The 26,595-nt window shown below is 69.3% G+C and carries 24 protein-coding genes and 1 pseudogene; 7 read left to right on the top strand and 18 right to left on the bottom strand.

The genetic code is table 11. From position 1 onward, the window contains the following. Positions 1-439 precede the first annotated feature (439 nt). A complete protein-coding gene (locus tag HUG10_RS18330) occupies positions 440-1,579 on the bottom strand; it encodes a Fic family protein (protein WP_179170942.1) in 1,140 nt (379 codons plus the stop codon). A gap of 284 nt (positions 1,580-1,863) precedes the next feature. Between HUG10_RS18330 and HUG10_RS18325 the strand changes: the two genes are divergently transcribed. Beyond that, a complete protein-coding gene (locus HUG10_RS18325; protein WP_218780624.1) occupies positions 1,864-2,367 on the top strand; it encodes a hypothetical protein in 504 nt (167 codons plus the stop codon). 63 nt (positions 2,368-2,430) lie between these two features. On the opposite strand, the gene mutS is transcribed toward HUG10_RS18325, so the two are convergent. The 3 genes from mutS to HUG10_RS18310 all read right to left on the bottom strand — a co-directional run bounded on the left by mutS (position 2,431) and on the right by HUG10_RS18310 (position 7,461). After that, complete coding sequence (mutS, locus tag HUG10_RS18320; protein ID WP_179170940.1) at positions 2,431-5,067, bottom strand: DNA mismatch repair protein MutS; 2,637 nt, start codon at positions 5,065-5,067, stop codon at positions 2,431-2,433. A gap of 76 nt (positions 5,068-5,143) precedes the next feature. Further along, positions 5,144-6,529: a PQQ-dependent sugar dehydrogenase gene (locus HUG10_RS18315; RefSeq protein ID WP_179170939.1), complete on the bottom strand. Its 1,386-nt coding sequence runs from the start codon at positions 6,527-6,529 to the stop codon at positions 5,144-5,146. 245 nt (positions 6,530-6,774) lie between these two features. Beyond that, positions 6,775-7,461, bottom strand: a complete 687-nt coding sequence (locus HUG10_RS18310) for a hypothetical protein (protein ID WP_179170938.1) — start codon at positions 7,459-7,461, stop codon at positions 6,775-6,777. Between the two features lie 79 nt (positions 7,462-7,540). Between HUG10_RS18310 and HUG10_RS18305 the strand changes: the two genes are divergently transcribed. Next, positions 7,541-7,993 (top strand): DUF6789 family protein, encoded by a 453-nt coding sequence (locus HUG10_RS18305; protein WP_179170937.1) that lies wholly within the window; start codon positions 7,541-7,543, stop codon positions 7,991-7,993. 159 nt (positions 7,994-8,152) lie between these two features. Further along, positions 8,153-9,988 (top strand): cbb3-type cytochrome c oxidase subunit I, encoded by a 1,836-nt coding sequence (locus HUG10_RS18300; RefSeq protein WP_179170936.1) that lies wholly within the window; start codon positions 8,153-8,155, stop codon positions 9,986-9,988. Between the two features lie 85 nt (positions 9,989-10,073). On the opposite strand, the gene HUG10_RS18295 is transcribed toward HUG10_RS18300, so the two are convergent. The 4 genes from HUG10_RS18295 to HUG10_RS18280 form a co-directional block, all read right to left on the bottom strand. Then, entirely contained in the window at positions 10,074-10,433 is a 360-nt protein-coding gene (locus tag HUG10_RS18295; RefSeq protein WP_218780623.1) for a hypothetical protein, read from the bottom strand. A 102-nt stretch (positions 10,434-10,535) separates the two neighbouring features. Next, positions 10,536-10,877 (bottom strand): hypothetical protein, encoded by a 342-nt coding sequence (locus HUG10_RS18290; protein WP_179167597.1) that lies wholly within the window; start codon positions 10,875-10,877, stop codon positions 10,536-10,538. A gap of 125 nt (positions 10,878-11,002) precedes the next feature. Then, positions 11,003-11,614 carry a TetR/AcrR family transcriptional regulator gene (locus tag HUG10_RS18285; RefSeq protein ID WP_246310188.1) on the bottom strand — a complete coding sequence of 204 codons (612 nt, stop codon included), beginning with the start codon at positions 11,612-11,614 and terminating at the stop codon, positions 11,003-11,005. Then, positions 11,611-12,066, bottom strand: coding sequence for a zinc ribbon domain-containing protein (locus HUG10_RS18280; protein ID WP_179170935.1), 456 nt, complete (start codon positions 12,064-12,066; stop codon positions 11,611-11,613). Before HUG10_RS18280 ends, HUG10_RS18285 begins: the two co-directional genes overlap by 4 nt. 303 nt (positions 12,067-12,369) lie before the next feature. On the opposite strand from HUG10_RS18280, the gene HUG10_RS18275 reads away from it, so the two are divergent. After that, positions 12,370-13,764: a GntP family permease gene (locus tag HUG10_RS18275; RefSeq protein WP_179170934.1), complete on the top strand. Its 1,395-nt coding sequence runs from the start codon at positions 12,370-12,372 to the stop codon at positions 13,762-13,764. Between the two features lie 77 nt (positions 13,765-13,841). On the opposite strand, the gene HUG10_RS18270 is transcribed toward HUG10_RS18275, so the two are convergent. Next, entirely contained in the window at positions 13,842-14,474 is a 633-nt protein-coding gene (locus HUG10_RS18270) for a DsbA family oxidoreductase (protein ID WP_179170933.1), read from the bottom strand. Positions 14,475-14,707: 233 nt separating this feature from the next. Continuing rightward, the gene (locus HUG10_RS18265; RefSeq protein ID WP_218780715.1) at positions 14,708-15,514 is read right to left on the bottom strand and encodes an SDR family NAD(P)-dependent oxidoreductase; all 807 of its coding nucleotides are present in this window, start codon (positions 15,512-15,514) and stop codon (positions 14,708-14,710) included. Positions 15,515-15,671: 157 nt separating this feature from the next. Here HUG10_RS18265 and HUG10_RS18260 point away from each other — a divergent pair. Then, a pseudogene (locus tag HUG10_RS18260) lies at positions 15,672-16,850 on the top strand (3-hydroxyacyl-CoA dehydrogenase); the annotation flags it as partial. Between the two features lie 12 nt (positions 16,851-16,862). Next, entirely contained in the window at positions 16,863-17,300 is a 438-nt protein-coding gene (locus tag HUG10_RS18255) for a MaoC/PaaZ C-terminal domain-containing protein (protein ID WP_179170930.1), read from the top strand. Positions 17,301-17,487: 187 nt separating this feature from the next. On the opposite strand, the gene HUG10_RS18250 is transcribed toward HUG10_RS18255, so the two are convergent. The 4 genes from HUG10_RS18250 to HUG10_RS18235 form a co-directional block, all read right to left on the bottom strand. Continuing rightward, positions 17,488-18,006 carry an Lrp/AsnC family transcriptional regulator gene (locus tag HUG10_RS18250; protein ID WP_179170929.1) on the bottom strand — a complete coding sequence of 173 codons (519 nt, stop codon included), beginning with the start codon at positions 18,004-18,006 and terminating at the stop codon, positions 17,488-17,490. Between the two features lie 50 nt (positions 18,007-18,056). Then, complete coding sequence (locus HUG10_RS18245; RefSeq protein ID WP_179170928.1) at positions 18,057-19,199, bottom strand: acyl-CoA dehydrogenase family protein; 1,143 nt, start codon at positions 19,197-19,199, stop codon at positions 18,057-18,059. 92 nt (positions 19,200-19,291) lie between these two features. After that, complete coding sequence (locus tag HUG10_RS18240; protein WP_179170927.1) at positions 19,292-20,137, bottom strand: alpha/beta fold hydrolase; 846 nt, start codon at positions 20,135-20,137, stop codon at positions 19,292-19,294. An 81-nt stretch (positions 20,138-20,218) separates the two neighbouring features. Further along, positions 20,219-21,433 carry an acyl-CoA dehydrogenase family protein gene (locus HUG10_RS18235; protein ID WP_179171141.1) on the bottom strand — a complete coding sequence of 405 codons (1,215 nt, stop codon included), beginning with the start codon at positions 21,431-21,433 and terminating at the stop codon, positions 20,219-20,221. 143 nt (positions 21,434-21,576) lie between these two features. Here HUG10_RS18235 and HUG10_RS18230 point away from each other — a divergent pair, with 143 nt between their 5' ends. Continuing rightward, positions 21,577-22,656, top strand: a complete 1,080-nt coding sequence (locus HUG10_RS18230) for a phosphotransferase family protein (protein WP_179170926.1) — start codon at positions 21,577-21,579, stop codon at positions 22,654-22,656. A gap of 67 nt (positions 22,657-22,723) precedes the next feature. On the opposite strand, the gene HUG10_RS18225 is transcribed toward HUG10_RS18230, so the two are convergent. From HUG10_RS18225 to HUG10_RS18210, 4 genes are all read right to left on the bottom strand, one after another. Next, positions 22,724-23,530, bottom strand: a complete 807-nt coding sequence (locus HUG10_RS18225) for a ferritin-like domain-containing protein (protein ID WP_179170925.1) — start codon at positions 23,528-23,530, stop codon at positions 22,724-22,726. A gap of 512 nt (positions 23,531-24,042) precedes the next feature. Then, positions 24,043-24,978: a branched-chain amino acid transaminase gene (locus HUG10_RS18220; RefSeq protein ID WP_179170924.1), complete on the bottom strand. Its 936-nt coding sequence runs from the start codon at positions 24,976-24,978 to the stop codon at positions 24,043-24,045. Between the two features lie 129 nt (positions 24,979-25,107). Beyond that, positions 25,108-25,785 (bottom strand): 3,4-dihydroxy-2-butanone-4-phosphate synthase, encoded by a 678-nt coding sequence (gene ribB / locus HUG10_RS18215; RefSeq protein WP_179170923.1) that lies wholly within the window; start codon positions 25,783-25,785, stop codon positions 25,108-25,110. Beyond that, entirely contained in the window at positions 25,782-26,549 is a 768-nt protein-coding gene (locus HUG10_RS18210) for a DUF120 domain-containing protein (protein ID WP_179170922.1), read from the bottom strand. Before HUG10_RS18210 ends, ribB begins: the two co-directional genes overlap by 4 nt. Between the last annotated feature and the right edge of the window lie 46 nt (positions 26,550-26,595).

Here is a 26,595-nt window from a genome sequence, read left to right as displayed (position 1 = left end):
TCCAGTGTTGCCCGGTTCGGACGGACCCCATCTCGGTCTTCGATCGTTCGGCTTGATCTGGTAGGTACCCCGAACGGCCGCCTCCCGGTCCAGCGCAGAACACCGTGAAAGGCGCTTCGCGCCTTTCGAACGACAGCGACCGACCGAAGGGAGGGAACGAGACGCGCAGGCGGTTGGGGAGGGTGAGGCTAAGGGCGGGACTGAAAGGGGCCGTGGCGCTCGACGCTGGCGCGGACCGACAAGCACCGCAGCCGAACGAGCCGCGCGAGTGAGGCGAGGAGCGTGGTTCGAGACGCCTTCGGCGTCTCGTCATCACGAAAGGCGCTTCACGCCTTTCGAACCACAGCGGCCGCACCGAGTCGAGCGCCACGGGGGCTTTCAAGGCATTCCGACCGTCCACAGAACCACAGCCTCCGACGACGACTCCGAACTCGAACACTCACGAACTCAGAACGGACAGAATCTCGGGCGCCTCGTACACCTTGTTCCGCTGCTTCCCGGTCGTCTCCAGGATGGTCCCCTCCGATTCCAGCGTGTCGATCGCGCCGTACACGGACGGCTTCGACCGGCCTGTCGCCTCCACCGCCCGCGGCCCCGTCAGGTACGGCTGCTCGAACAGGTAGTCGACCAGCTCCCGCGTCGTCGCCGACCCCGGGAACTTCCCCCGGTACTCCTCCCTCAGCCCCTTCAGCCGGACGCCGCAGTCGTAGCCGTCGATGGCCTGCTCGGCGATGGCGTTCAGCACGAACGTGATCCAGTCGTCCCACGCGCCGTCGGTGCTCACCGCGAGCAGCTTCTCGCGGTACTGCTGGCCGAACTGCTTGAAGTACGCGCTGAGGTAGAGGTACGGCCCCGGGAGCAGCCCGGCGTCGTACAGCTGGAGCATAATGAGCAGCCGCCCGAGTCGACCGTTGCCGTCCCGGAACGGGTGGATGGCCTCGAACTGGTAGTGACACAGCGCCACGTCCAGCAGCGGCGGGTACTCCCCCCGCCGGGCGTACGAGAACAGCTGTTCGAGCAGGAGCTCCACCAGGTCCGGTTTGGCGGGGATGAACGTCGCCGAGGTGGGGTCGCTCCCCCGCGCGCCGATGTAGACGGGGACGTCGCGGAGTTCGCCCGGTCGGTCCTCCTCGCCCCTGACGCCGCCGAGCAGCACCTCGTGGAGGTCGCGGACGAGGTCGATGTCGATGGGTTCACCGGCGTCGAGCCGGGCGAACCCCTGTTTCACGGCGTCGACGTAGTTGTACGCCTCGCGCACGTCTGCCCCCTCCGCGGCCGAGCGCGCCGGCGTCGAGCCGACCTCGTGCTGGTAGATGTCCGAGATGGTGACGTTCGTCCCCTCGACCTGCGAACTCATCGCGGCCTCGCGGTGGACGAACGGCGCGATGAGCAGGTTCGGGTTGTCCAGGTCGCGGTGCAGCGTCGTCAGCCGCCCCAGCGCGTACTGGGCGTCGCCGTACACCCGGAGCAGGTCGTCGCTGTACGCCAGCTCCGGCGGGAGGCTCGGCGGTCGGTAGCACGGTAGCCCGTCGTAGTCGTCGACGCTGCCCGGGCCGTTCGCGAAGTCCGCCGGATCCATGGTTAACGTAGCCTGGACCAGGCGCGCCATAAGTTAGGTGGTTCAAGTTTCTCCTAACTATGGCCCCGCCACAGATGGAGTAGGTAAGAGTAGAGGCGGTGAGTCTAACTGAACCGGGGCGGTTTCTGCGATAAGTAAGGCCGTTCTGCCATGTCCATCGGCCGAGCGGGACGTCCGAGCGCGTCACCTTCACCCCGTGACAGTTGTTTTCGTCGATCGCACCAGAGATTGTATCTACATTCCCCGGAACTGCTACGTGCAGCATGGGCCACCCGTTCGACATCGTGTCACGATCAGCCGAACCGACGACGAACGACACCTCGACCGCTCGCCGGGGCGTGCTCCGGGCGGGCGCGGGAGCGGCGGCGACGGCGGTGGGAATCGCGGCGTTCGGCGGGCTGGCAGCCGCCCACTTCCCCGCTGACCTCGACATCGACGTCGCGCCCGGGAGCGACGACGCCCCGATCAATCCCGACAGTCGCGGGCTGATTCCCGTCGCGGCGCTCGCGACCGACGAGTTCGACCCGACGACCGAGGACGTCCGCTACCGGTTCGGGGCACCCGACGTCGTCGGCGAGGGGGGCGGCGCGCGGCCGGCGCACGGCGGGCACGTCGAGGACGTGAACGGGGACGGGCGGGACGACCTCGTCCTCCACTTCCCGACGGGGGAGACCGGGTTCGACGGCGACGAGTCCGAGGCGAGACTCGAGTGGGAGCGCGATGAGGCCGGGGAACACGGACTCTCGGGGACGGACACCGTCACCATCGTCGGCCGGCGCTCGGACTGACCCCGGCCGACGCTCTCGCGACCCGACTCCCGCCCCCGACTCCCGATTCGGCTTCCCGCTGACTCACTCCTCCAGGCGTTCACGCCACTCCTGCACCGTCGCCATCAACTCGACCGGCGGCACCTCGTTCACGTCCGTCCCTTTCAGCTCCTCCAGCACCGACTCGGTGGCCGGGTCCAGGGGCTTCGCCCCTCCCCCATCCGCGCTCGCAGAACCCCGGAACTGCCCGCTCCCGAGGTCGAACACGGTCTGTTTCGTCACGCCGTCTCCCCTGTCGCTCCCGCCCGCCGATCCGCGCGCCTCGATCGCCTTCTCGTCGCGGAGTCGGTCGAGCACGTCGCCCGCGCGGTCGACCACCGGGCCGGGGACGCCCGCGAGGTCCGCCACGTGGACCCCGTAGCTCCGGTCCGTCGGGCCGTCGCGGACGCGCCGGAGGAAGGTGACGCCGCCGTCGCGCTCCTCGGCGGCGACGTGGACGTTCTCGACGCGGGGGAGGTGTTCGGCGAGCGCCGTGAGTTCGTGGTAGTGGGTCGCGAACAGCGTCTTCGCGCGCACCTCGTTGTGCAGGTACTCCGTCGCCGCCCAGGCGATGGAGATGCCGTCGTAGGTCGCGGTCCCGCGGCCGACCTCGTCGAGGATGACGAGCGATTCTTCGGTCGCCGAGTGGAGGATGTTCGACAGCTCCTGCATCTCGACCATGAACGTGGAGCGCCCCTGCGCGAGTTCGTCGAGCGCGCCGACGCGGGTGAACACGCCGTCGACGAGCGGGACGCGGGCGGCGTCGGCGGGCACGAAGCTCCCGACCTGCGCGAGCAGCACGATCAGCGCGCACTGGCGCATGTACGTGGACTTCCCGCTCATGTTCGGGCCGGTGACGACGAGGAACCCCCGGTCGCGGTCGAGTCGGAGGTCGTTCGGGACGAAGTCCGTCGTCCGCTCGACGACGGGGTGCCGACCGGCCTCGATGACGAGTTCGCCCCCGTCCGAGAGGTCGGGGCGGACCCAGTCGTTCGTGGCGGCGTGCTCCGCCAGCGATGCGAGCGCGTCGAGTTCGGCGAGCGTCCGCCCCACGTCCTGCAGGAGTTCGGCGTGCTCGACCACGCGCTCGCGGAGTTCCCGGAACAGTTCGTACTCCAGGTCGCCGCGGGCCTCCTCCAGCCTGAGGACCGTGCGCTCCCGGTCCTCCAGTTCGTCGGTGACGAACCGCTTCGAGTTCTTCAGCGTCTTGATCTCGCGGTAGTGTTCGGGCACCCCGTCGGCGACCGAGCGGCCGACCTGGATGTAGTAGCCGTCGGTGGTGTTCCGGTCGACCGTGACGTGCGAGAGGCCGTGCTGGCGCTTCTCCCGGTCCGCGAGCGTATCGAGCCACCGCTCCGCCTCCTCGTACTCCGCGACGAGTTCGTCGAGTTCCTCGTCGTAGCCGCGAGCGAGGATGCCGCCCTCGGTGACGGTCCCAGGCGGGTCGGCCGCGAGCGCCTCGTCGAGTTCGTCGTGGAGGCCGCGCGCGGCCGACTGGTCCGGCCGTGCGAGGACGTCCGCGACAGGCGAGTCGGCCAGTTCGGTGCCCTCGATGGCCGACGCGAGGCGGGGCAGGCGGCCGAGCGCGTCGCGGACGGCCGCGAGGTCGCGCGGGTCGGCGCTCCCGCTCGTTGCGCGCGCGGCCAGCCGTTCGAGGTCGGCGGCCCCGTCGAGTTCGTCGAGCAGGCGGTCGCGGGCGAGCGCGGCCGACGCGAACGCCGCGACGGCGTCGTGACGGCGTTCGATTTCCGCTCGGTCCCGACGCGGGCGGGTGACCCACTCGCGGAGCAGCCGCGACCCGGCGGCGGTCTCGGTGTGGTCGAGCGTGTCGAGCAGGGTTCCGTCGCGGTCGCCCCCCATCGTCTCGGTCAGTTCGAGGTTGCGCTGGGTGGTGGCGTCGAGCGCGACGCGGCCGCCGGGGTCGAGGGTGCCGAGGCGGGTCATCGACGCGAGCACGCCGACCCCGGTCTCGTCGACGTAGTGGAGGACCGCGCCGGCCGCGGCGACCGCGGCGTCGGCCACCAGCCCGACGGCGTCGAGCGTCTCGCGCCCGAACTGCTCGCGGAGGCGGTGGCGGGCGCGGCCCGGCGCGAACGCCTCCGTCTCGTGGAGCGTCAGGTGGGCGTCCGTGTCGTCCCGGAACGCGGCCAGCAGCGCGTCGTCCTCGCGCACGCCCGGCCCCGGGAGGATCTCGACCGGCGCGAAGCGGTGGAGTTCCGCGCGCACGTCGTCAGCGGAGTCGACCGCCGCCGCTCGGAAGCGGCCGGTCGTCACCTCGGCGAAGGCGACGCCGTACGCGCCGTCGACCTCCTCGACCGCCGCGAGGTAGCGGGCGGCCGAGCCGTCGGGGTCGACGACGGTTCCGGGCGAGACGACGCGTTCGATCCGGCGGGCGTGGCCGTCGTCGGTCTCGTACTGCTCGGCGACGGCGACGCGGAAGCCGCGCTCGACGAGCGCTTTCAGGTACGGGGTGAGCTCCGAGAGCGGGACGCCCGCCATCGGGTACGTGGAGCCGTGGGAGGACTTCTGGGACACCTTGAGGTCGAGTTCGTCGGCGACGAGTTCGGCGTCGTCCGCGAAGAACTCGTAGAAGTCGCCACACTGCATGGCGAGCACGTCGGCGTCGGTGGACGCCTTCAGCGAGAGGAACTCGCCCACGATGCCGCCCGGCTCGTTCGACATGGTGGAGAGTGGGGCCGTGGGTCGGTAAAACGCTACGGGTTGGTCGGCGGACGTAGTCCGTTCCCCGCCCGGCCGGTCACTCCGCGGGAACGACGCGGTGGAGGCCGCCGCCGTTCTCGCCGATCCCGAGCATGTACACCTCCCCGGCAGCGTCGCGGCCGAACGAGAGGATTCTGTCGAGTTTCTCGGCGTCGTCGTCGGTCACGGGGATCACCTCGGTCGACCACTGGCCGCCGTCGTCGGGGCGGGACGCGACGAACAGCCGACCCCCGGCCCCGAGGTCGCCGAAGACGTACCGCCCCTGCAGCCCCGGCATCGCGGATCCGCGGTAGATGTGGCCGCCGATCACGGAGACGCCGCTGACGCCGTCCCCGGAGTGGGGGTACTCGACGATGGGGTCGACGAGGGGTTCGCCGCCCCGGACGTCCCCCGGCGTCGCGTCCGGACAGGAGTCGGCCTCGAAGCAGTGGGTCCCCTCCTTCACGTTCCAGCCGTAGTTGCCGCCCGCCTCGACGAGGTTCACCTCCTCGTAGTGGTCCTGACCGACGTCGCCGACGAACAGGTCGTCGCCGTCGAAGGAAAACCTCCACGGGTTCCGGAGCCCCCAGGCGTAGTGCTCGTCGAGTCCCTCTCGCCCGACCAGCGGGTTGTCCTCGGGGACGGCGTACCCCTTCCCGTCCGACGCCTCGCCGTCCACGTCCATGCGGAGGATGCTCCCCAGGAGGTTCTCGGTCACGTCCTGGCCGTTCCCGCCGTCGACGCCGTCGTACCAGTCGTCGGCGTGGCCCGTTCCCCGGTCGCCGGCGCCGCCGCCGTCGCCGACGCCGACGTAGAGGTAGCCGTCGGGGCCGAACGCGAGCGACCCCGCGTTGTGGTTGCGCTGGGGTTCGGGGATCTCGAGCACGACGCGTTCCGAGTCCGCGGTCACGCCGCTCCCGTCGTCGGTCGCCGTGAACTCCGAGAGGACGAACGTGTGGCTGTAGGAGTCGGGCGTCCCCTCCCGCGACGGCGCGCTGTACCGGACGAACAACCGCCGGTTCTCCGCGAACTCCGGGTGCAACGCGATCCCCAGCAGCCCCTTCTCAGACCCGCCCTCCACGGAGTCACCGAGGTCGAGGAACGGCTCGTCGCGGAGCCCACCCGACTCGTGGACGTAGACGAAACCGGGCTGGTCCACGACGTACCGGCGGTCGGCGTCGGGCGCGAAGGCGATGTCGACGGGCGCCTCGAGGCCGGTGGCGAGCGTCTCGAGACCGACCGAGTCGGGCGGGTTGGCCGGGGACGGGGTGTCCGTGTCCTCGTCCATGACCGTGTCGGTCGGCGACGGGTCGGACGACCGGGGGGACGCTGTCGGGGACGGCTCGGTTCCGGAGGTCGCCTCCCCCCCGCACCCGGCCATCCCCGTCGCGCCGCCGGCGAACAGCGCGGCTACGACTCGCCGCCTGCTGGTCTCGTGGTCCATATCGGGACTATTCGAGCGCGAGACGGATATACGTGGATGCGAAGTTACGCCGCTCGAAAACACGTCCGGGCCGCCCCACCGACCGCTCGGTCGCATACGACGGTCGGCGACCGCCGCGCGGACGGGCGGGGGTCCCTACCCGGTAGCCGCCCTCCCGCGCGACGGTCGGTTCCCGCCGGCGTGGAGGCTTCTATGTTACGCTCGACCGGGGCCAACGATGGCTGCATCGGGACCGACCCCCGACGTCAGAGTCGAAAGAGCAGGCGTGCGACCCCCGCCCGGACGCCGGGGAACGCGGCGTTCTCGGGAACGAAGGCGACGACCGTCGATCGGTCGATGCCCGTCTCGGCGCCGGTCCAGTGGACGTCGCCGGTCGAGCCATCGGCCCTCCCGTCGTCGCCGGCGACGGCCCGGCCCTCCGGCGCGTGGAGCGCGACGGCGTCGGCGCCGAGGTAGATCGGCCCGGGGCCGCCCATCGCGAACGGCACGACCGGGCCGTTCTCGTGGAACGCGGTGAACAGCAGGACGCCCGTCTCGCGCTCGGTCGCGCCGTCGACGCGGTAGGAGACGACGAGCGTGTCGTCGTCCACCCTGCTCGCGACAGCACCCGGGTCCGCGACGGTGCGGCGGCGCGCGTCAGCCACCACCGCCTCGCGAAGCGAATCGTTCCGCAGCGCCTCGGCGCCCTGGGCGAGGGTCACGTGCGCGGTCCAGCGCGTCGAGCCGTTCTCCGCGACCCGGATCGTCAGATCCGAGCTCGCGCGTTCGAGCGCGACCCCGCGGTCGGCCGCGGCGTCGTCGAGCTGGTCGGTACACACCCCGCAGACGGCCTGGGCCGGCGCGCGGGCGTCGACGGCTGCGGGCACCGCGACGAGGGACGCGACGACGAGGAGGGCGAGCGCGAGTCGGGCGGTTTCGGTGGAGGGCGGCACGGGGCATAGCTCACAGCCGTCCGACAAGTACTTTCCTCCGTCGGGTGGGTTTTTCCCGGAGACGGGCGAAGGGCGGGGCATGAAGAAGCCGACGAGCGCTGTGCTGGGCGGCGCAGCGGGGAGCGCCGTCCTGTCCGTCGCGCTGTTGCTCATCGAGGTGGAGACGCGTTCGCGGATCGGGCTGTTCGAGGTCGCCGCGCGGTTCGTGGGGGTGCCGGGGAACCAGACGCTCGGGTTCGTGCTGTTCGTGGCGGCGGGGACGTTCGCCTGGCCGCTGCTGTTCGTCGCGCTGGAGGCGTACCTCCCGCTCGGCCCGGACCCCGCGATCCGGGGGATCGGGTTCTCGCTGCCGCTGTGGGTCGCGTTCGTCCTGCTCGGGCGGGGCGACCTCTCGGGCGCCATCCTCATCGTGTTCGGGGTGCTGACCCTGTTCGCCCACGTCGCATACGGCTTCACGCTCGGCGCCGTGTACGGCCGGCTGTCCGGGGAGACCGACGCGCGGCGCCCGATGCCGGCGTACCCGGAGGAGTGAGTCGACGGTGATGGGGACCCACTGTCACGGACCGGCGAGGCCTCGAACGGAAGGGGACCGCACGCCGAGATTCCGACCCGAAACGAGGGACGGCGCGACGACGCTGGGGACGGACGATCGGCCCCCACGGATAAGTCACGAGGGGGTGAACCCGTGAGCATGCTCCCTGCTTTTCCCGCTCCCCTCTCCGAGTCGGTCGGAGCCGCGGCCACGGCGGGCCTGTTGCTGCTCGGCGCGTGGTGGCTCTCCCACCGGGTCCGCCGTGATGCGCGTGGCTCGGGGCGACGCGTCCCCGATCGGACCGACGAAACCCGACCCGACGGCGGGACGCAAGCGTCCAGACTGACGCGACTTCGCGCCGCCCTCCCGTACGACCCGGTCAGGTGGCTGACGACCGTGAACCACCGCGACATCGGGATGCTGTACTTCGCGTTCGCCCTGGTCGCGGCGCTGTGGGGCGGGACGGACGCGCTGATGATCCGGACGGAGTTGATCACGCCCGGCGCGACCGTCTGGGACGAGGAGACGTACAACGCGCTGTTCACGACCCACGGGTTGACGATGCTGTTCTTCTTCGTGACGCCGGCGTTCACCGGCGTCGCGAACTACTTCCTCCCGCTGTTCGTGGGCGCCGACGAGATGGCGTTCCCCCGGGTGAACGCGCTCGCATTCTGGCTGCTGCCGCCGTCGCTGATGCTCGTCCGAGCTGGCCTCGTCACCGAGGTGTTCGGGAAGATGATCGAGGCGGTCGGCCCGCGTATCCCGGTGCTGTTCCTCCTCGAACCCCCCGCGACCGGGTGGACGCTGTACACGCCGCTGTCGATCGCGATCGAGAACCCGCAGATCGACCTCATGCTGCTCGGCCTCCACCTCTCGGGTATCGCGACCGTGCTCGGCGCCGTCAACATCATCGTGACCGTCTTCACCGAACGCGACCCCGACGTGACGTGGGCGAACCTCGACATCCTCACGTGGACGCTGTTCACCACCTCGGGCATCATCCTGTTCGCGTTCCCGATGCTCGGCAGCGCGCTCGTCATGCTGCTGCTCGACCGGAACTTCGGGACGACGTTCTTCCTCGTCGAGGGCGGTGGACCGCTCCTCTGGCAGCATCTGTTCTGGTTCTTCGGCCACCCTGAGGTGTACATCCTCGTCCTGCCGGCGTTCGGGCTGGTGAGCCTCATCCTCCCGAAGTTCGCCGGCCGGAAGCTGTTCGGGTTCAAGTTCATCGTCTACTCGACGCTGGCGATCGGGGTGCTCTCGTTCGGCGTCTGGGCCCACCACATGTTCGCGACGGGTATCGACCCACGCCTGCAGGCGTCGTTCATGGCCGTCTCGCTCGCCATCGCGGTTCCGAGCGCCGTGAAGACGTTCAACTGGATGACGACGATGTGGAACGGGAAGATCCGGCTCACCGCGCCGATGATCCTCTGTATCGGCGGTGTCGGCCTGTTCATCGTCGGCGGGGTGACGGGGGTCGTCCTCGCGTCGATCCCGGTGGACCGCGTGCTCCACGACACGTACTACGTCGTCGGCCACTTCCACTTCATCGTCATGGGCGTCATCGCGATGATGACGTTCGCGGCGTCGTACTACTGGTTCCCGCTCCTGACGCGCAGGATGTTCGACCAGCGCATGGCGCGTGTGCAGGCGTACACCCTCGTTCTCGGCGTCCTGGTCACGTTCTTCCCGATGATGTTCCTCGGCATGGACGGCCACCCCCGTCGTTGGGCATCCTACGCCATCGCAATGGACACGAACCCCCTGTGGATGTACCTCCACTGGGTCGCGACGGTCGGCGCCGCGATCATCGGGGTGAGCGTTACGCTCTGGCTGTTCAACCTGGTCCAGTCCGCCCGGATCGGTGCGCCGGTGACGACGGGGGACCCGTGGAACCTCAAGGAGACCGGACAGTTCTCCCGGGAGTGGGAGTGGTTCGAGGAGCAACTGGAGGAACGTCGTCGCAGGACGACGTCGGGCTTCGAGGACGAGTAGGGCTCGAGGCCGACTGGGGCCTCCGAACGATAGGGGGTGGGTCGTCGGTCGACGCGGGACTGTCAATCGTGTCCGATTGTCCCGCTCAGAGCCGCGGGATGCCGGTCGCGGAGAACCCGCCAACCCCGAGGCCCGCGAGCACCGAGAGGACGACCGCCGCCGCGATCCAGCCGACGAGCGCGATGCCTGCGGCCGTGAGCCACCCGCCGCGGTAGCGGGACTTGATGACCGCGAGGTAGGCGAGCCAGGTGAGGAGCCAGCCCACGACGCCGAGCCAGCCGAACAGCGCGTCGACGACGACCCAGACGAGCGCGCCGATCAGCGCGGTCCACACCGCGCGACCGTAGCTCCGCGACCCGGCCAGCAGGGCGGCGCCGACGTAGATGCCGAGCCCCCCGATGAGCGCGCTCACGACGAAGACGACGAGGCTATCGATGATCGCCATGGGAACCGGTTCCGCGAGCGCGGGGAAAAGGCTGGTCGCCAACTGGCGACCAAGCGGGAACGACGACCGGAGCTGGTCAGGGAGACTGTGAGGGTGGGACGGCTACTGCCGACGATTCCGTTCGACCGCCCCCTGCCGAACGTCCGCCTCGCGCTGGACGTCCTGGAGGGCGCGCTCCTGCTCGTCGCGGGTCAGCCCGCCCGACTCGACGTGCCGACCCGAGTACTGCCAGGACGGGATGGCGTTCCAGACCGAGCGGGTTCCGTCGCTCCCCCGCGACGAGCGGAGCTTCGACAGAACGGCGGCGACGACGACGACGATCACGGCCGCCAGCAAGGGCCGCCAGTAGAACAGCGCGATCGCCGAGGAGCCGAGGAGCAGGAACAGGGCGAGGACGACGAACGCCCGCGTCCACGCCGTTCCGGGGAGTCGTTCCCGTCCCATGATCGGTAAGATCGGCTACTCGCTGTTAATCGTTCGGCCCGAGTCCGTGGACGATGGCCAGGGGAACAGCGACGGGCGTCAGCCGACCCGTCGGCGGACGGTTCGAAGGGAAGCGGGAGGTCACCTCACTCGTCGTCGGCGTCGACCCGGAGGTCGTCCAGGTAGGCGTGCAGCGACTCCCTGATCGCCGCCGACGCGTCCGACCGATCCGTCGTCGCGCGGCCGAACATCCCGCCGGCGAGCGTCGCCTGGAGGTGCTTCGCCGTCCGCTCGAGGTCGACGTCCTCGACGACTCCCGCCTCGGCCGCCTCTTCGAGCAGGCCGCGAACGTGGGCGGCGAAGCGCTCGTCGCTCGCCGTCATCCGTTCTCGGAACGTCTCGTCGGTGACCGCCTGCATCCGCAGTTCGGTGATCGCGCGCTGCGCGTCCGCTTCCTCGCCGTCCAGTTCGGCCGGCAGCACCTTGTCCACCAGCCCGTGGAGCGACTCCATCGGATCGTCGCCGGTCTGCGCCTCGAGGTCCGCGAGGAAGTAGTCGATGGCGTACCCGAGGAACTCGGCGAGGAGGTCCTCCTTCGAGTCGTAGTGGTAGTACAGCAGCGACTTGCTCTTGTCGAACTCCTCGGCGATGTTCGCGATCGAGAGGTCCGCGTAGCCGTGCGTACACAGCGCACGGAACGTCGCGTCCATGATCTCCCGCTCCGTCTCCGAGGGGTTCGCCGCGGCCTCGTCCGTCACTCGACGCGCCCCCGCCGCTCGGTCTCGTCCTCCTCGTCCGGGGCGGCGAACTCCGTCGTACACCACTGACAGAACTCGAGTTCCTCGTCCACCTCGCGCCCGCAGTTCGGACAGACGACCGTGCCCTCGCCCGCGGCCGCCCGGAGCGCCTCGTCGCGCTCGGCGCGCGCGAGCAGATACGCGTCCGCGACGCTCCCGAGCGCGACGAGGAGCGGCGGGACGAACACCAGCGGGTCAACGGACGGCGGGAGCGTCGCCGATCCCCCGCGGATGCCTTGGGCAGCCACCTCGACGGCCTCCGACGGCACGAACAGCGCCAACGCCGCGTACACCAGTGCGAGCCAGGCGAACGCCCGGCCCCAGCGTCTGAGGTAGGCGTGGCCCAGGCCGGTCACGGCGAGCGCGAGCAGCGCCGCGAGCCACGGGCGCTTCGGGGAGCGTGTCTCGCCCATGGCCCTGACTGAACGGTCAGGTGTCAAAAGGTCGTCGGTCAGAGAACGTGTGGAGGTCGGGAGCGTGGGAACGGGGTATCGATAACGGATCCGACCGGCCGAAAACGGCGCTGTTCGGGACGTCGATCCGCCGTCGGAGGTATGTAAGATAGAAAGTAATTAAGCCATACCAGTCGAGCTCTGGACGGGTTGGTTCGGAATCATGTACTGGCCGCTGTATTGCGATTTTGCCGGTTCCGTACCTCATCGAAATCCGGTACTGTTTAATTCTCGGCTTTCGAGCATCTCGGACAGTCAACGCCAATGGCAATAGAATTCGCACACAGTCCGTTGTTGACGTTCGTCCTTGCGCTCGTGGCGGTGATCCTGTTGCTGGTCGTGCTGGACCTCCCTGCGTTCGTGGGGTTGATCATCGCCGCGTTCTTCGTCGGGATACTCAACGTCGCGTTCCTCCCGGACTTCGCCCCCCCGCAGGCGGCGGAGGAGGTAGCGGCCGCGTTCGGTGAGGGGATGGCGGGCATCGGCATCCCGATCCTGATGGCGGCGATCATCGGGAAGTCGATGCTCGAGAGCGGCGCGGCACAGCGGATCGTCCGGGCGTTCCAGAACCTCCTCGGCGAGGAGAACTCCGACATCGCGCTGTGGGGGAGCAGTTCCGTGCTGGCGATCCCGGTCTTCTTCGACAGCGTGTTCTACCTGATGGCGCCGCTCGCGCGGTCGATGCGCGCCCGCGTCGGTCGGGACTACACGCTGTTCATCGTCGTCGTCGGCGCCGGCGCAGCGACGACGCACGTGTTCGTGCCGCCGACGCCCGGCCCGCTCGCGGTCGCGACCGAACTCGGCGTCAACCTCGGCATGACGATCCTCGTCGGCATCGCCACGGCCATTCCCGCCGCGCTTGCCGCCGGACTCCTGTACGGTCGGTGGATCAACAAGCGGCTGGACATCCCGCTCCGTGACGCGATGGCGACTTCGACGGACGAACTGGAGGAGCTCGCCCAGCGGTCGACCGGGCAACTGCCGTCGGTCCTCGAGTCCGCGGCGCCCATCGTCCTTGCGGTCGTCCTCGTCGGCTCGCTGACCGCACTCGACACGTTCGAACAGGTGTACCCCTCGCTCGGGGTCGTCAGACCGTATATCAGCTTCCTCGGCGACAAGAACGTCGCGCTGACGATCGCCGCGCTGGCGGCCGCGTGGACGTTCTACCGCTACAGCGCCGAGGACCGCGAGGAGTGGACCGACGAACTGACCGAGGCGCTGAAGAGCGGCGGGAACATCGCGGCCATCACCGCGGCCGGCGGCGCGTTCGGCGCGCTTCTCGCGGCCTCGGGGATCGGCGACTACATCACCGGCGCGCTGAGCCAGGTCGGCATCCCGCTCATCGTCAGCGCGTGGCTGATCGCCGCCATCGTGCGGGTCGCGCAGGGGTCGGCGACGGCCGCGATGCTCACCACTGCGGGGATCATGGCGCCCCAGGTCCCGGAACTCGCCGTCCACCCGGCGTTCCTGGCGATGGCGATCGGCGCCGGCGGGAACATCTTCTCGTGGTACAACGACAGCGGGTTCTGGCTGGTGAAGGAGATCGGCGGGCTCACCCAGGCCGAGACGCTGAAGACCTGGACGGTCCTCACAACCATCATCTCGGTCACGGGCCTCATCGTGACGCTGGTCTACACGACGGTCCTCCCGATGGCCTGATCGGTCGGGTCGTCGGACCGAATCACTCGTTCTCTTCGTCCCTCGAAACGTACCGCGGAGTTACACCGACGCCCGCGTCAGGTCCCCTCGACCAGGCGTTCGAGGTGCTCCGGCGGAACCGCGCCGCGCGCGGCGTGATTGTCGTACACGAACGTCGGGACGCCCGTGACGCCCCGCTGCCGGGCCTCGGTGAACCGCTCACGTACCTCCTCGCGCAGGGTCTCGTCCTCGAGGGCCGAGCGGATCTCGTCCCCCTCCACCCCAGCCTCCTCCGCGAGTTCGACGAGCACGTCCACCTCGCCGATGTCCCGGCCGTCCTGCCACAGCGCCTCGAAGACGGCGACGTCGAACGTCAGCCACGTCTCGTACGGGTAGTGCTGGTCCACGTAGTACGACGCGACCTGCGCGGGAAGCGAGTCCACGTCTGTGGAGAGCTCCTGCGTCATCTCGGCGTCGTATCGCTCCCGGAGTCTGCGGACGTTCTCGGCGGCCTGCTCGTAGTAGCCGTCGTCCTTCCCGTCGTCGGCGTCGTGGTCGATGGTCCCGTCCGGACCTCGCTTCCCGGCGCGCAGGTCGAACGGCCGCCACTCGATGGCGAGCGGCTCCTCGCGCGTCTCCTGGTACCGACGGAGCGACTCGCGACCGAGATAGCAGAACGGGCACACGTAGTCCGAGTAGACCGTGATCGGGTCGGGTGAGGACTGACTCATTCGCGCTCCCGTTCGGACGGCGGGTACTTAAGGGGCCGATCGTCGTGAGCGCCGGGCGCACGACCGCGCCCGTCGAGAATCAGATCCGAGAAACGGACGCGTAGGTTCTTCCGTGGACCGGGCGAGGCCGCATCTATGAGCGCAAAGAAGGCGCGGGTTCGCCTCGGCTTCGCGACCGTCACCGTGCTCGGCGTGACGGCGACGGCCGCGATGGTGCTGGCGAGTATCGCGATCTAGGTCTCGGGGAGTTCCTCGCTCGGCGGGACGCCCTCGGCGGTCACCGTCTGGCCCGTGAGGTACGACGAGGCGTCGGCTGCGAGGAACTGCGCGACGTCAGCGATCTCCTCGCTCGTGCCGATGCGGCGATCCACGTCCCCCCTGTCGATGTTCTCGGCCGAGACGCCCATCTGCGACTCGACGCCCGGGGTCGCCACGTAGCCCGGCGCGATGCAGTTGACGCGCACGTCGCGGCCCGCCCACTCCACCGCGAGCGTCTTCGTGAAGTGCTCCAGCGCGGCCTTCGCCGCGCCGTAGTGGCTCATGTACGGCGCCGCACGCTGGCCGGCGACGGAGGCGACGTTGATGACGGTCCCGCCGTCCTCCGCGAGCGGTTCCGCGGCGGCCTGGGTGCAGTGGTAGGCGCCGTGGAGGTTGATGTCGACGATCGTCTTCCACCCGTTCTCGGAGATGTCCTCGAACGGCGCCATGAACGACGCGCCGGCGTTGTTGACGAGGACGTCCAGCCCCCCGAACTCCTCGACGGTCGCGTCAACGAGCGCGCCCACCGCGTCGGCGTCGGTCACGTCGCACTCGACCGCGAGACACCGGCCGGTGTCGCCGTGCTCGGCGTCCGCAAGGTCGAACGCCTCGCCGGAGTTGATCCCCTCGGCGACCGGGTCGACGTTCCCCTGCTCGCGCGAACACACCACGACGTCCGCGCCGCCGGCGGCGAACGTCTCCGCGATGACCCGCCCGATCCCGCTGGACGCGCCGGTGACGACGGCCGTCCGTCCCTCGACCGAGAACCTGTCGAGACTCACGCGCTCCACCTCGTCCGCCCGCGGTTCGATCGCAGTGACTCCATCGACCATGTGTGGGTCCGGGACCCATATCAAACCCAGGTGAGATTCCCGACGTGACTTTACAACGTTAACTTCTCCCCGTGGAGTTATGCCTGCGGTCGCCCATCGGTCGTGTATGCCGAGAGACGGGATCGACCACGTGACGGTTCTGGGCGCCGGGAACATGGGTCACGGGATCGCCGAGGTCGCCGCCATCGCCGGGTACGACGTGACGATGCGCGACATCGAGGAGGGTATCGTCACCGACGGGTACGGGGACATCGAGTGGAGCCTCGGGAAACTCGCGGAGAGCGGGGATATCGAGGAGTCCCCGGACGCCGTCCTCGATCGCATCGACACGACCGTCGATCTGGCCGAAGCCGTCGACGGCACGGACTTCGTCGTCGAGGCCGGACCCGAGCGGATGGACGTCAAGCGGGACATCTTCGGCGACCTGGACGAGTTCGCGCCCGCCGACGCCATCCTCGCGACGAACACCTCCAGCCTCTCCATCACGGATATCTCGGATGCGACCGACTCTCCGGAGCGGGTCGTCGGCACGCACTTCTTCAACCCGCCCGTGCGGATGGAGCTCGTCGAGGTGATCTACGGCGCGGAGACGAGCGACGAAACCGCGGAGACCGCCGCCGCGCTCGTGGAGTCGTTCGGCAAGACGACCATCTACGTCCGGAAGGACGTGAACGGGTTCGTCGTCAACAGCGTCCTCGGGCCGTACATGCAGGAACCGGCGTGGATGGTCTCGGCCGAGGAGGCGACGGTCCGGGGCGCGGACGCGACGCTGGTCCACGAGCGCGACTACCCGATGGGTCCGTTCGAACTCGGCGACCTCACGGGAATCGACATCGGCTACCACGTCCGGCGGGAGGCCGGGCGGCCGGTCCCGCCGATCATCGAGGAGAAGGTCGAGGCGGACGACCTCGGCCGGAAGACGGGGACGGGCTACTACGAGTACGAGGACTGTCCCGGGACCGACTACACCGCAGAGGACGCCGGGGAGTTCGACTGGTTCCGCGTCGAGGCCCGGATGGTCAACGAGGCGGCGAAGCTCGTCGGCGACGACGTCGCGGCCCCGGAGGCCGTCGACACCGGGATGCGACTCGGGACGGGCTTCCCCGAGGGGCCGTGTCGACGCGGCGACCGCCTCGGACTCGAGAGGGCCCTCGAGACGCTCCGCGCCCTCCACGGCGAGACGGGCGAGGACCGATACGAACCCGCCGACCACCTCGTCGAACTCGTCGAGTCGGGGAACACCGGGGAGGAGGCCGGCCGGGGGTTCCACGGCTACGACGGGGGGACGTAGGGCGGGATGACGTACGCGGACCGGACCGTCGGCGACTCGTGGGAGACGGCGGCGCGGACCGTCACCGAGGCCGACGTGGTGAACTTCGCGGGCGTCAGCGGCGACTTCAACGACCTCCACCTCGACGCCGAAGGGATGGCGAACTCCGAGTACGGCGAGCGCATCGCCCACGGCGCGCTCGTCTTCTCGGTGCTCACCGGACTCGTCTGGCAGGGCCGGCCCGACGCCGACCGCGAGGACCTCGTCGCCCTCTACGGCGTCGACGACCTCCGGTTCCGGTCCCCGGTGTTCGTCGGCGACACGGTCCACGTCGAACTGGAGGTGACCGACAAACGGCCGAATGACCACCCGATCGCCGAGGGCGTCGTCCACACCGACGCCGAGGTCGTGAAGGCCGACAGCACCGTCGCGCTCTCGTGTACCCTGCTCTCACTGGAGAAGTGACCACCCGCAGCGACGATACCCGGCCACTGGCTGACGACGACGACCGTCCATCCTTCGGGCGGGAATGAAAGGGGGCCGGGCGCTCGCGAGCCGCAGGCCGCGAGCGCCCGGGGGCTTTCGCGGTCGTCGCGGACAGGTCATCCGCACCGCTTCCCTCATCAAATCCGTCCTCGACGCGACCGGCGACTCAGCCCGACTCCTCCCGGAGCGTCCGGAATATCTCGGGGTCGGTCCGGAACTTGATGACGTTGTGGACGACGTGGTTCCGGAGGTTCGAGACGACCTTGCCGTGCTCCTTGTAGAACTCGTGGATCCACCGGGACTCCGACTCCCGCGTCGGGAACATCATCACCGACTTCCACTGGTACTCGCCGTCCGAGAGGAAGTAGAAGAGGGTGTGGGGGTCGTCGCGGATGTACGCCATCGCGTCGCGCCACTCCTCGGCGAAGTGGGTCGGGTCGAACTTGAACTCGAACAGTCCGAAGATGAAGTACTCCTCGTTCGGGACGATGGCGTCGCGGAACACGCCCTCCTCGCGCATCTTCCGGATCGTCTCCGAGACGGTGACGTGCGAGACGTCGATGCCGTACTGCGTCTCAAGGACGTCAGCCAGTTCGCGGGAGGAGATGCCGGGGTTGGCAGCGAGTTCCTCCAGGATGACGACGTCGCGCTCCGAGAACTCCCAGTCCGGGGCCGCTTCGTTCATACGAGTGAGGTCTGTCGGCCGAGTGGGGTGTCGGTTTCGGTTGTCCCGACTCAGCCGAGCAACTGGTCCGCGACGATGTTCTTCTGGATCTCGGAGGTCCCCTCGTAGATCTTCGTGATGCGGGCGTCGCGGAAGAACCGCTCGACGGGGTGGTCCGTGACGTAGCCGGCCCCGCCGTGGACCTGGATGGCGTCGTCCGCGACCTCGACGGCGCGCTCGGAGGCGAACAGTTTCGCCATCGAGGCGAACCGCGCGGCCGCCTCGTCCTCGCCCCCCTCGACGTGGGTTGCGGCCCGGTACGTCAGCGACCGCGCCGCCTCCACCTTCGTCGCCATCTCCGAGAGCATGTGACGGATCGCCTGGTACTCCGAGATGGGCTGGCCGCCCTGCTCGCGTTCCAGGGCGTACGCCTTCGCAGCGTCGAGCGCGCCCTGGGCGGAGCCGACGGCCTGCGCGGCGACCGAGGTGCGACCCTCCGCGAAGAACGCCATCAGCTGGTAGAACCCCTCGTCGATGCCGCCGACGACGTGGTCCTCGGGGATGCGCACGTCGTCGATCACGATCTCCGCGAGGTCCGACGCGCGGATGCCGAGCTTGTTGTCGATCTTCGTCGGCTCGAAGCCGTCGCGGTCCGTCTCGACGAGGAACGCGGTGATGCCGCGGTGGCCCTCGCCGGGCGACGTCTTCGCCATCACGACCGCGACGTCGGCCACGGTCCCGTTCGTGATCCACATCTTGTTCCCGTTCAGCACCCACTCGTTCCCGTCCCGCTCCGCGGTGGTCTCGATACCCGCGACCTCCGAACCGTGTCCCGGCTCGGAGATGCACGAGCAGGTGGCCGACTCGCCGGACGTGACGCGGGGGAGCCACTCCTCCTTCATCCACTCGTCCCCGAACGCCTCGATCATCGTCGACCCGAACCCCCGTGAGCCGATTGCGCTCCCGATGCCGCCGTCCGCCCGCCAGAGCTCCTCGGTGACGATCGAGGATGTGAGGAGGTCCATCCCCGCGCCGCCGTACTCCTCGGAGATGCTCGGCGCGACCAGGTCGTACCGGGCCGCCTGCTCGACGAGGTCGTGGGGGTACTCCCCGGCTTCGTCGTGTTCACGTGCGACCAGCCTAATTTCGTTCTCGCCGAACTCGCGGACCACGTCGCGGATCGCCTCCTGCTCGCTCGTAAGCTGGAACCTCATATCCCTCCGTTACTTTCCAATGCTAAGTAATCGTCGACGGCGCGGGTGACTGGCGCCGCCATGGTGTCCGCGAACCGCCCACGGATTCCGCCTCAGTCGGACAGGAAGTCGAGCAGGTGCTCGCGGTACGCCTCCGGTCTATCCTGCGTGACCCAGTGGTACGCCTCGTCGAGCGCGACCACCTCGCCGTCGCCCGCCGTCTCCGCTACCAGTCGCTCACCGTTCTCGGCCGGCTGGAGCACGTCCTCGCCGCCCCAGAGGCAGAGCAGGTCCGCCGTGATGTCGCCGTACTCGATCTCCGTGGTGTGGTTCGTGTTCGTCGATACCGCCGCCCGGGCGAGGGCCGTCCGTCCCCCGTCGCGCTTCCAGGGCGCCTTCATCCCCGCGAGCCACTCGGGGTCGGCCTCGTCGTAGGCGCCCTCCGCGAACAGGAAGTCAAGTTTGTCGTCCAGTTCCTCGTCGTCCCAGCCCTCGGTCTCGCCCGGCACGCCCAGCGAGTTGACGAACTCGACCGGCCAGGAATCGAAGCAGGCGGCGTTCGAGAGCACCATCCGCCCGACGGCCTCGGGTCGGGCGGCGGCGTATCGAAGCGCGACGGCGCCGCCGATGTCGTGGGCGACGAAGTCGACGTCGTTCCCCGGCCGCTCGGCGAGGAAGTCCGCGAGCGCGACCGTCTGTGCACGCACCGACCGGTCGAAGCCGTCGCGGTTAGACGAGTTTCCGTAGCCGACGAAGTCGGGTGCGAGGACGTGCCGGTGCTCGGCGAGCGCGGGGGCGGCGTCCCGCCAGAGGTACGACCACGTCGGGATGCCGTGGAGGAACACGACCGGCGGCCCGTCGTTGTCCGCCCCGGCCTCGTAGACGGCGTAGTCGAGGTCGTGTCGGTCCACCGCCACGGTCCTCTCGACCTGCGCGTCCGCCCAGTCGTGATGGTCCATACCACACCATCGACGGCGAGGGGCTTCAGCCCGGCGGCGGGCGGGGAACGCACGACGGTTTCTGGACGACGGGACCGCGGGTCAGCCGTCGTAGCGCGTGACGTTCGCCAGCTCGTCGGGATCGACGTCCGCGAACGCCTCGCGGGCGACGACCCGCCTGTGCACCTCGTCGGCGCCGTCGACCAGCCGGAACCGCCTGACGGCCTCGTAGAAGTCCGAGATGGGGAGGTCCTTCCCGATCCCGTTGGCGCCACACGCCTGGAGACACGTGTCCACCACGTCCTGGACGACGTTTGCGGCGAACGTCTTGCTCATCGAGACGTGGACGCGCGCCTCCTCGCCCCGGGCGATGCGGTCGGCCGCGTCGCGTACGGTCGTCCGGACGGCGTGGAGCCGCGTCTCCGCGTCGGCGACGTCGTACCGAAGTGACTGCTTCTCGGCCAGCGGGCCGTCGAACCCCTCGCGCTCGCTGGCGTACGCCGTCGCCACGTCGAGCGCGCGCTCGGCCATCCCGGAGTAGCGCATGCAGTGGGTGAGCCGCGCGGGGCCGAGCCGCTCTTGGGCGTGTCGGAACCCCTCGTTCAACTCGCCGAGGAGGTTCTCCTCGGGTACGCGCACGCCGTCGAACGTGATCTCCGCGTGGCCCGTTCCGGTGACGCCGCCCCCGAGGTGGGGGATGTCGCGCTCGACCGTGAGCCCGTCCGCGTCGGCGTCGACGAGCAGCAGCGAACAGCCCGCGTAGGGGTGCGCGTCCGGGTCGGTCCGAGCCATCACGATGAGGAAGTCCGCCTCCGTCCCGCCGGTCGTCCACCACTTGTGGCCGTCGATCACCCACTCGTCGCCCTCCGCTCTCGCCTCGGTCTTCAGCATCTTCGGATCGGAGCCGGCGCCCTGCATCGGCTCGGTCATCGAGAAACCCGAGGAGAGTTCGCCGGCGACCAGGGGGCGGAGGTACTCCTCCTGCTGGTCGTCGGTGCCGAGCAGCTCCAGCGTGTGCATGTTCCCCTCGTCGGGCGCGTCGACGCGGCAGGCGGCCGGGCCAAGCAGCGAGCGCCCGGCGACCTCGAACATCGGGAGCGCGTCGCGGAAGTCCACGCCCATGCCGCCGAACTCCTCGCCGATCTGCGGGCAGTAGACGTCGTACTCGCGGGCCACTGCGCGGAGGTCGGCCACCTGCTCGGCCGTGACCGGGTCGCCGCCGAGGACCTCGCGCTCGACGGGGATCACCTCCTCGTCGAGGAACTCCCGCGCCCTGTCGGCGAGTTCGCGGGCGGCCTCGCTGTCGTCGTAGCTGATGTCCATACGCCGGCCTCGGACGGGCCGGACAAAACGGTATCCCCGGACCGCGTCGGTCGAAACCGCGATCCGTTCCACGCCTGATCCCTTCGACCACGGACGCACCCCGGGCGTTTTTGCGGCCGCCCGCGGAACGAACCCACATGACCGACGAAGCGGACGGCCGCGACGACTACCTCGCCCGGCTCGTCGACCCCGAACGCCTCCGCGAGTTCCTCGATGCCGAACTCGGCCCCGCGGCGGAGTTCGCGGTCGAGCGCCACCCGAAGGGCCACTCGAACGAGACGCTGTTCGTGACCCACGGCGACCGCGACCTGGTGGTCCGCCGGCCGCCGCCGGGGGAGACGGCCGACACGGCCCACGACGTGCTCCGGGAGTACCGGGTCATGGACGCCCTGCAGGACACGCCGGTTCCCCTTCCGGAGACGGTGTGCGCCTGCGAGGACGAGTCGGTGCTCGGCGCGGAGTTCTTCGTGATGGCACGGAGCGAGGGCGACGTCCTGCGCGACGCGGAGCCGGAGCGGTTTGCGGCCCCCGAGCACCGCCGCCGAATCGGCGAGGAACTGGTCGACACCCTCGCGGCGATCCACTCGGTCGACCCCGAGTCGGTCGGCCTCGGCGACTTCGGCCGGCCGGCCGGGTTCACCGAGCGCCAGGCCGACCGCTGGTCGAAGCAGTTCCAGTGGGCGTTCGAGGTGACCGCCGACGAGCGCGAGGTGCCCGCCATCCACGAGACGACGACGTGGCTGAAGGAGCACGTCCCAGACACGCACCCGGAGACGCTGGTCCACGGCGACTACAAGCTCGACAACGTCATGTTCGGGCCCGGCACGCCACCGGAGCTGGTGGGCGTGTTCGACTGGGAGCTGTCGACGCTCGGGGACCCGCTGACGGACCTCGGCTGGATGCTGTCGTTCTGGCGCGACCCCGGCGATCCGGAGCCGGCGACCCCCGAACTGCGGTCGACGTTCATGGAGCGCGAGGGGTACCCCCGCCGGCGCGACCTGGTGGACCGCTACGAGGCCGCGACGGGGATCGAGTACGACCACGACCGCTTCTACCGGACGCTCGCGGTGTACAAGCTCGCGGCGCTCGGCGAGATGTTCTTCCGGCGGTACCTGGAGGGGAACAGCGACGACCCGGTGTACCCGAAGATGGAGGAGGGCGTTCCTGCGCTCGGTGAACGGTGTCTCCGGATCATCGACGGTGAGGAGGGTTTGTAGGTCGGCCTCTCACGCCCACACTTCGACGCTCCTTACCCAGTGAACCAGTAGCGGATAGCTGATCTCGTCAGTGGCCGTCGTCCGTTGCCGTCTCCGTCTCCGTCTCGTCGTCGTCCGTTGCCGTCTCCGTCTCACCGTCGTCCTCCTCGGACGAGTCGGAGACGATGAACTGGCTAGCCGCTTCGAGCACGGCGTCCCTGGGCAGGGGTTCGTCGAACGCGTCGGGGAACCCGATCTGTCCGCCGAGTTCGCGCACGAACGAGGCGTGGCGGGCCTCGACGCTGTGGATGCTGAGGGCTGGCGGGACGAGATCCTCGTCCTCGATCGATGGCGCGGCGCCCGCGTACGCGGCGACGCCGGTGTCCTCGAGCACTGCAGCGGTTCGGATGAACTCGACTGGCTCTTCGACTGCCGACCCGAAGTCGAACTCCGGTTCCTCGGCGGGTTCGCCACCGAGGTCGGTGATCACCTCGGTGAGGAACTCGACGTGGATCTCCTCGTGTTCCTGGATGACGGTGAGTTGCTCGAAGATCCGCTCTCGGACCGACTCGGGCAGTTCGTCGAGGCGGTCGGACAGCAGGTCGTTCCGGTTCAGATTGTCGAGGGCTCGTCGGTAGAAGGCCGCCTCCAGATACTCGAGGGTCAGTGCGTAGTTGAGGATGGCGACGTCGTCCTCGAACGCATCCTCCGTCTGTTCTTCGGTGTCAGTCCCGTGATCGTCGCCGCTAGCCAGCACCGATTGGGCGCCGAACGCGCTCCCGAGTGCCAGGGCACCGATCGCGCCTGCGGAACCGGTGAGAAATCGTCGACGGCCGTCGTCGGTTTCCGATCGTTGCGTCTGCTCGTGCTCGTCGTCTCGATTTTCGAGAGCCACACCGCATCTACCGGCTTAACCGGCTTTGTAATTAGACCGATACGCCGAATCGGTGGTTGGTTTATATACTGAAATTGAGGTATGACGATCGCCATAACCCCGTCGTGTGCGGCGGAGTTACCTCGTCTGGGACGACTAAGATGGGGTTAGGTCCGAGTAATGATACGCCAGATAGATGGTTGCCAGGGACACACGAGCCCGAGACGGCGTGAGGGTGGATAGTACAGGATCGACGACCGGAATCGCCGGAGGATTCGAACTTCGAAGGCAGCTATTCGTCCCTGTACGAAACGTCGTGTACGAGGGCAGGTATCCGGGAAGTCGACCGAACCTGTATCCCGGCCAGTCGCGAAGCAAGCACCACGGGAGCGAGGCGGAGTTCTCGTGAGCGATGCTCTCCCGGACGACGACGAGGTCCCCGACGCGATGGCCCCGAGGCTTTCAGGTACTCCTCGTTGGCGGAGTCCAGTGAGGAACGAGACCTCGGAAGAAAACCTCGAAGTCGAATCGCTCTAAACGTACGTGAACCAGTCGTCGTGCTCGTCCGTCCGGCGCTCCACGAGGTCGAAGAACGCCTGCTGGAGTTCCTCGGTCACCGGCCCGCGCGACCCGTTCCCGATCACGACGTTGTCCACCTGGCGGATCGGCGTGACCTCGGCCGCCGAGCCGGTGAAGAACAGTTCGTCCGCCGTGTTCAGTTCGCCCCGCGAGATGCTCGTGGTGTCGTTGACCTCGTAGCCGCGCTCCTCGGCGAGCGTGATGACCGTGTCGCGGGTGATGCCGTCAAGGATGGACTCGCTCAGGCCGGGCGTGTAGATGGTGTCGTCGCGCACGAGGAAGAGGTTCTCGCCGGGACCCTCCGCCACGTTGCCCTCCTTGTTCAGGACGATCGCCTCCGCGAAGCCGTTGCGGCGAGCCTCCTCGCCCGCGAGCATCGAGTTCACGTACAGCCCCGTCGTCTTCGCGTTCGTCGGGATCTGGCTGGAGGCGTGCTTGCGCCACGAGGAGACCATCACCTCGATGCCCTCCTCCAGCGCCTCCTCGCCGAGGTACGCGCCCCACGGCCACGCGGCGACGACGACGTCCGTCGGGCAGTCGCCCGGCGAGACGCCGAGGCTGTGGTAGCCGTAGAAGGCGATCGGCCGGACGTACGCCGACTCGAGGTCGTTCCGGCGGATCGTCGCCAGGGTGGCCTCGGTGAGTTCCTCGCGCGAGTACTCGATCTCCATGTCGTACGGCTTGGCCGACTGGTAGAAGCGGTCGAGGTGCTCGTCCCAGCGGAAGAGCGCGGTGCCCTGTTCGGTGTCGTACGCGCGGACACCCTCGAAGATACCCGTTCCGTAGTGGAGGCCGTGCGTGAGGACGTGGGTCGTCGCGTCGGCCCAGTCGACGAACTCGCCGTTCTGCCAGATGACCCCGTCCTCCGCCATCTCCTCGAAGACGGTCATACGCGAGGGTAGCCCCGTCCGGACTTAAAATCATGAGAAACGCGCGGGGTGGGACTGGCGGTGTCGGACGGGGGTCGAGGAGGCCGGGAGCCGGAGCACCGCGCCCGCATCGAAGTCGACCGGGGCGGCCTACGAGAGCGCCTCGACGAGTTCCTCGCCCTCGACGTAGGGGACGCCGGTTCGACGGGCGTACTCGCGGGCGGCGTCCGGGGAGAGCGCCGCGCCGCTCTCGTCGTCGAGCATCTCGCAGACGACGACGGCGGGCGCACGCCCCGCCTCCGCCGCGAGCGCCAGGCCGAGTTCGGTGTGGCCGACCCGGTCGGCGAGGAGGCCGGGCGCCCCCCGCAGGAGGTGGACGTGACCCGGCGAGCGGAACTCGGCGGCGAACTCCTCGGGACCGTAGTCGACGCCGGCGTCGACGGCGTCCGCCATCGAGGCGAGTTCCGTGATGGTGCGCGCGCGGTCCTCGTCGGTGATTCCGGTGTACGTGTCGCGGTGGTTCACCGGGAGCGAGAACGACGACCGGTCGTCGTAGCCGAGGTCGTGGTCGCCGGCCGCCGGGTGGTCGACCGCGTCGTCGAGGAAGGGGAGGTCGACCGCACGGGCGACCGCGTCCGAGAGCGCCAGGCAGACGAGGCCGCCGGCGTCGTTGCGCATTCGCGCCACGTCGGCCGGCGTGACGGCCTCGGCGGGGTAGACGATGTCGGTCTCGCCCTCCCGGTCCGCGAAGTCGTGGATCAACACGGGGTCGCCCGCGCGGAACGCCGCCAGCGCGCGGTCGAACTGCGCCGCCTGCTTGCGGCTCATTCGTGCGCCCCCGGGCCGGACGCGTCCGCCTCGTTCGTCGACGTCCCGGTCGACGACGCGCCGTCGGTCTCGTCCGCAAGGATGACGGTGAGTTCGTCACCGTCCTCGAGGTCGAGCTCCTCCCGGAGCTTCAGCGGCGCGATGATCTCCAGCTGCTCCTCGTCGTGGTGGGTCCGTTCGGGGACGATGACGTGGGTCGGCTCGAACGAGCCGTCGCCCGTCTCGACGCGCGCCGGGTAGCACGTCGCCGGGCCGAACGTCCGCTCCTCGTCCTCCCATCCGTCGATGTGGATGCCGTCCACCGAGCCGAGCCCCGCGACGGCCCGCACGGACGCCTCCGTCAGTTCGACGTTCAGCGTCCCCGGGAACGGCTCGTAGCCGAGGCGCTCGCGGAACTGACTCATGTACCCGTCGAGGGAGATGTAGTGGCGACCCTCGCCCATGCCGCCGGTGACCGAGCCGGTGAGCGTGAGGCCGGTACCGTCCTCGAACAGACGGCGGTAGTCGGCGTACTCGGTGCGTAACCGACGCTCGCCGCGGTCGGTCACGGAGACCCACTGGCCGTCGCTCACCACGTCGCGGTCGAGCAGGCCCGCCTCGTCGAGCCGCTGGAGGCGGCGGGAGGCGGTCTGGCTCGACGCGCCGAGTTGCTCGCCGAGCGCCGAACAGGAGACCTTGACGGGCTCGCGCAGCCCGCCGCGGAGGGCGACCGTCTTCAGGGCGGCCACCTCGTCGTGGCCGACGGTCCTCGCACTGGTTGCCATTACTCGAAATTCCGCCCCGACGGACTAAAGCGTATCGAAGGTGAGA

The organism is Halorarum halophilum, assembly GCF_013401515.1.
GTDB classification, from domain to species: Archaea; Halobacteriota; Halobacteria; order Halobacteriales; family Haloferacaceae; genus Halorarum; species Halorarum halophilum.
The sequence above is the reverse complement of the archived record's forward strand: the minus strand, read 5'-3'. Positions and strand labels throughout refer to the sequence as shown.

Excerpts from the sequence above, each read along its gene's own strand:
- HUG10_RS18330 (WP_179170942.1), bottom strand. The coding sequence starts at position 1,579 with ATGGATCCGGCGGACTTCGCGAACGGCCCGGGCAGCGTCGACGACTAC.
- mutS (WP_179170940.1), bottom strand. The coding sequence starts at position 5,067 with ATGTCGAACGAGCCGGGCGGCATCGTGGGCGAGTTCCTCTCGCTGAAG.
- HUG10_RS18315 (WP_179170939.1), bottom strand. The coding sequence starts at position 6,529 with ATGGACCACGAGACCAGCAGGCGGCGAGTCGTAGCCGCGCTGTTCGCC.
- HUG10_RS18305 (WP_179170937.1), top strand. The coding sequence starts at position 7,541 with ATGAAGAAGCCGACGAGCGCTGTGCTGGGCGGCGCAGCGGGGAGCGCC.
- HUG10_RS18300 (WP_179170936.1), top strand. The coding sequence starts at position 8,153 with ATGCTCCCTGCTTTTCCCGCTCCCCTCTCCGAGTCGGTCGGAGCCGCG.
- HUG10_RS18295 (WP_218780623.1), bottom strand. The coding sequence starts at position 10,433 with ATGGCGATCATCGATAGCCTCGTCGTCTTCGTCGTGAGCGCGCTCATC.
- HUG10_RS18290 (WP_179167597.1), bottom strand. The coding sequence starts at position 10,877 with ATGGGACGGGAACGACTCCCCGGAACGGCGTGGACGCGGGCGTTCGTC.
- HUG10_RS18280 (WP_179170935.1), bottom strand. The coding sequence starts at position 12,066 with ATGGGCGAGACACGCTCCCCGAAGCGCCCGTGGCTCGCGGCGCTGCTC.
- HUG10_RS18275 (WP_179170934.1), top strand. The coding sequence starts at position 12,370 with ATGGCAATAGAATTCGCACACAGTCCGTTGTTGACGTTCGTCCTTGCG.
- HUG10_RS18270 (WP_179170933.1), bottom strand. The coding sequence starts at position 14,474 with ATGAGTCAGTCCTCACCCGACCCGATCACGGTCTACTCGGACTACGTG.
- HUG10_RS18255 (WP_179170930.1), top strand. The coding sequence starts at position 16,863 with ATGACGTACGCGGACCGGACCGTCGGCGACTCGTGGGAGACGGCGGCG.
- HUG10_RS18250 (WP_179170929.1), bottom strand. The coding sequence starts at position 18,006 with ATGAACGAAGCGGCCCCGGACTGGGAGTTCTCGGAGCGCGACGTCGTC.
- HUG10_RS18245 (WP_179170928.1), bottom strand. The coding sequence starts at position 19,199 with ATGAGGTTCCAGCTTACGAGCGAGCAGGAGGCGATCCGCGACGTGGTC.
- HUG10_RS18240 (WP_179170927.1), bottom strand. The coding sequence starts at position 20,137 with ATGGACCATCACGACTGGGCGGACGCGCAGGTCGAGAGGACCGTGGCG.
- HUG10_RS18230 (WP_179170926.1), top strand. The coding sequence starts at position 21,577 with ATGACCGACGAAGCGGACGGCCGCGACGACTACCTCGCCCGGCTCGTC.
- HUG10_RS18220 (WP_179170924.1), bottom strand. The coding sequence starts at position 24,978 with ATGACCGTCTTCGAGGAGATGGCGGAGGACGGGGTCATCTGGCAGAAC.
- ribB (WP_179170923.1), bottom strand. The coding sequence starts at position 25,785 with ATGAGCCGCAAGCAGGCGGCGCAGTTCGACCGCGCGCTGGCGGCGTTC.
- HUG10_RS18210 (WP_179170922.1), bottom strand. The coding sequence starts at position 26,549 with ATGGCAACCAGTGCGAGGACCGTCGGCCACGACGAGGTGGCCGCCCTG.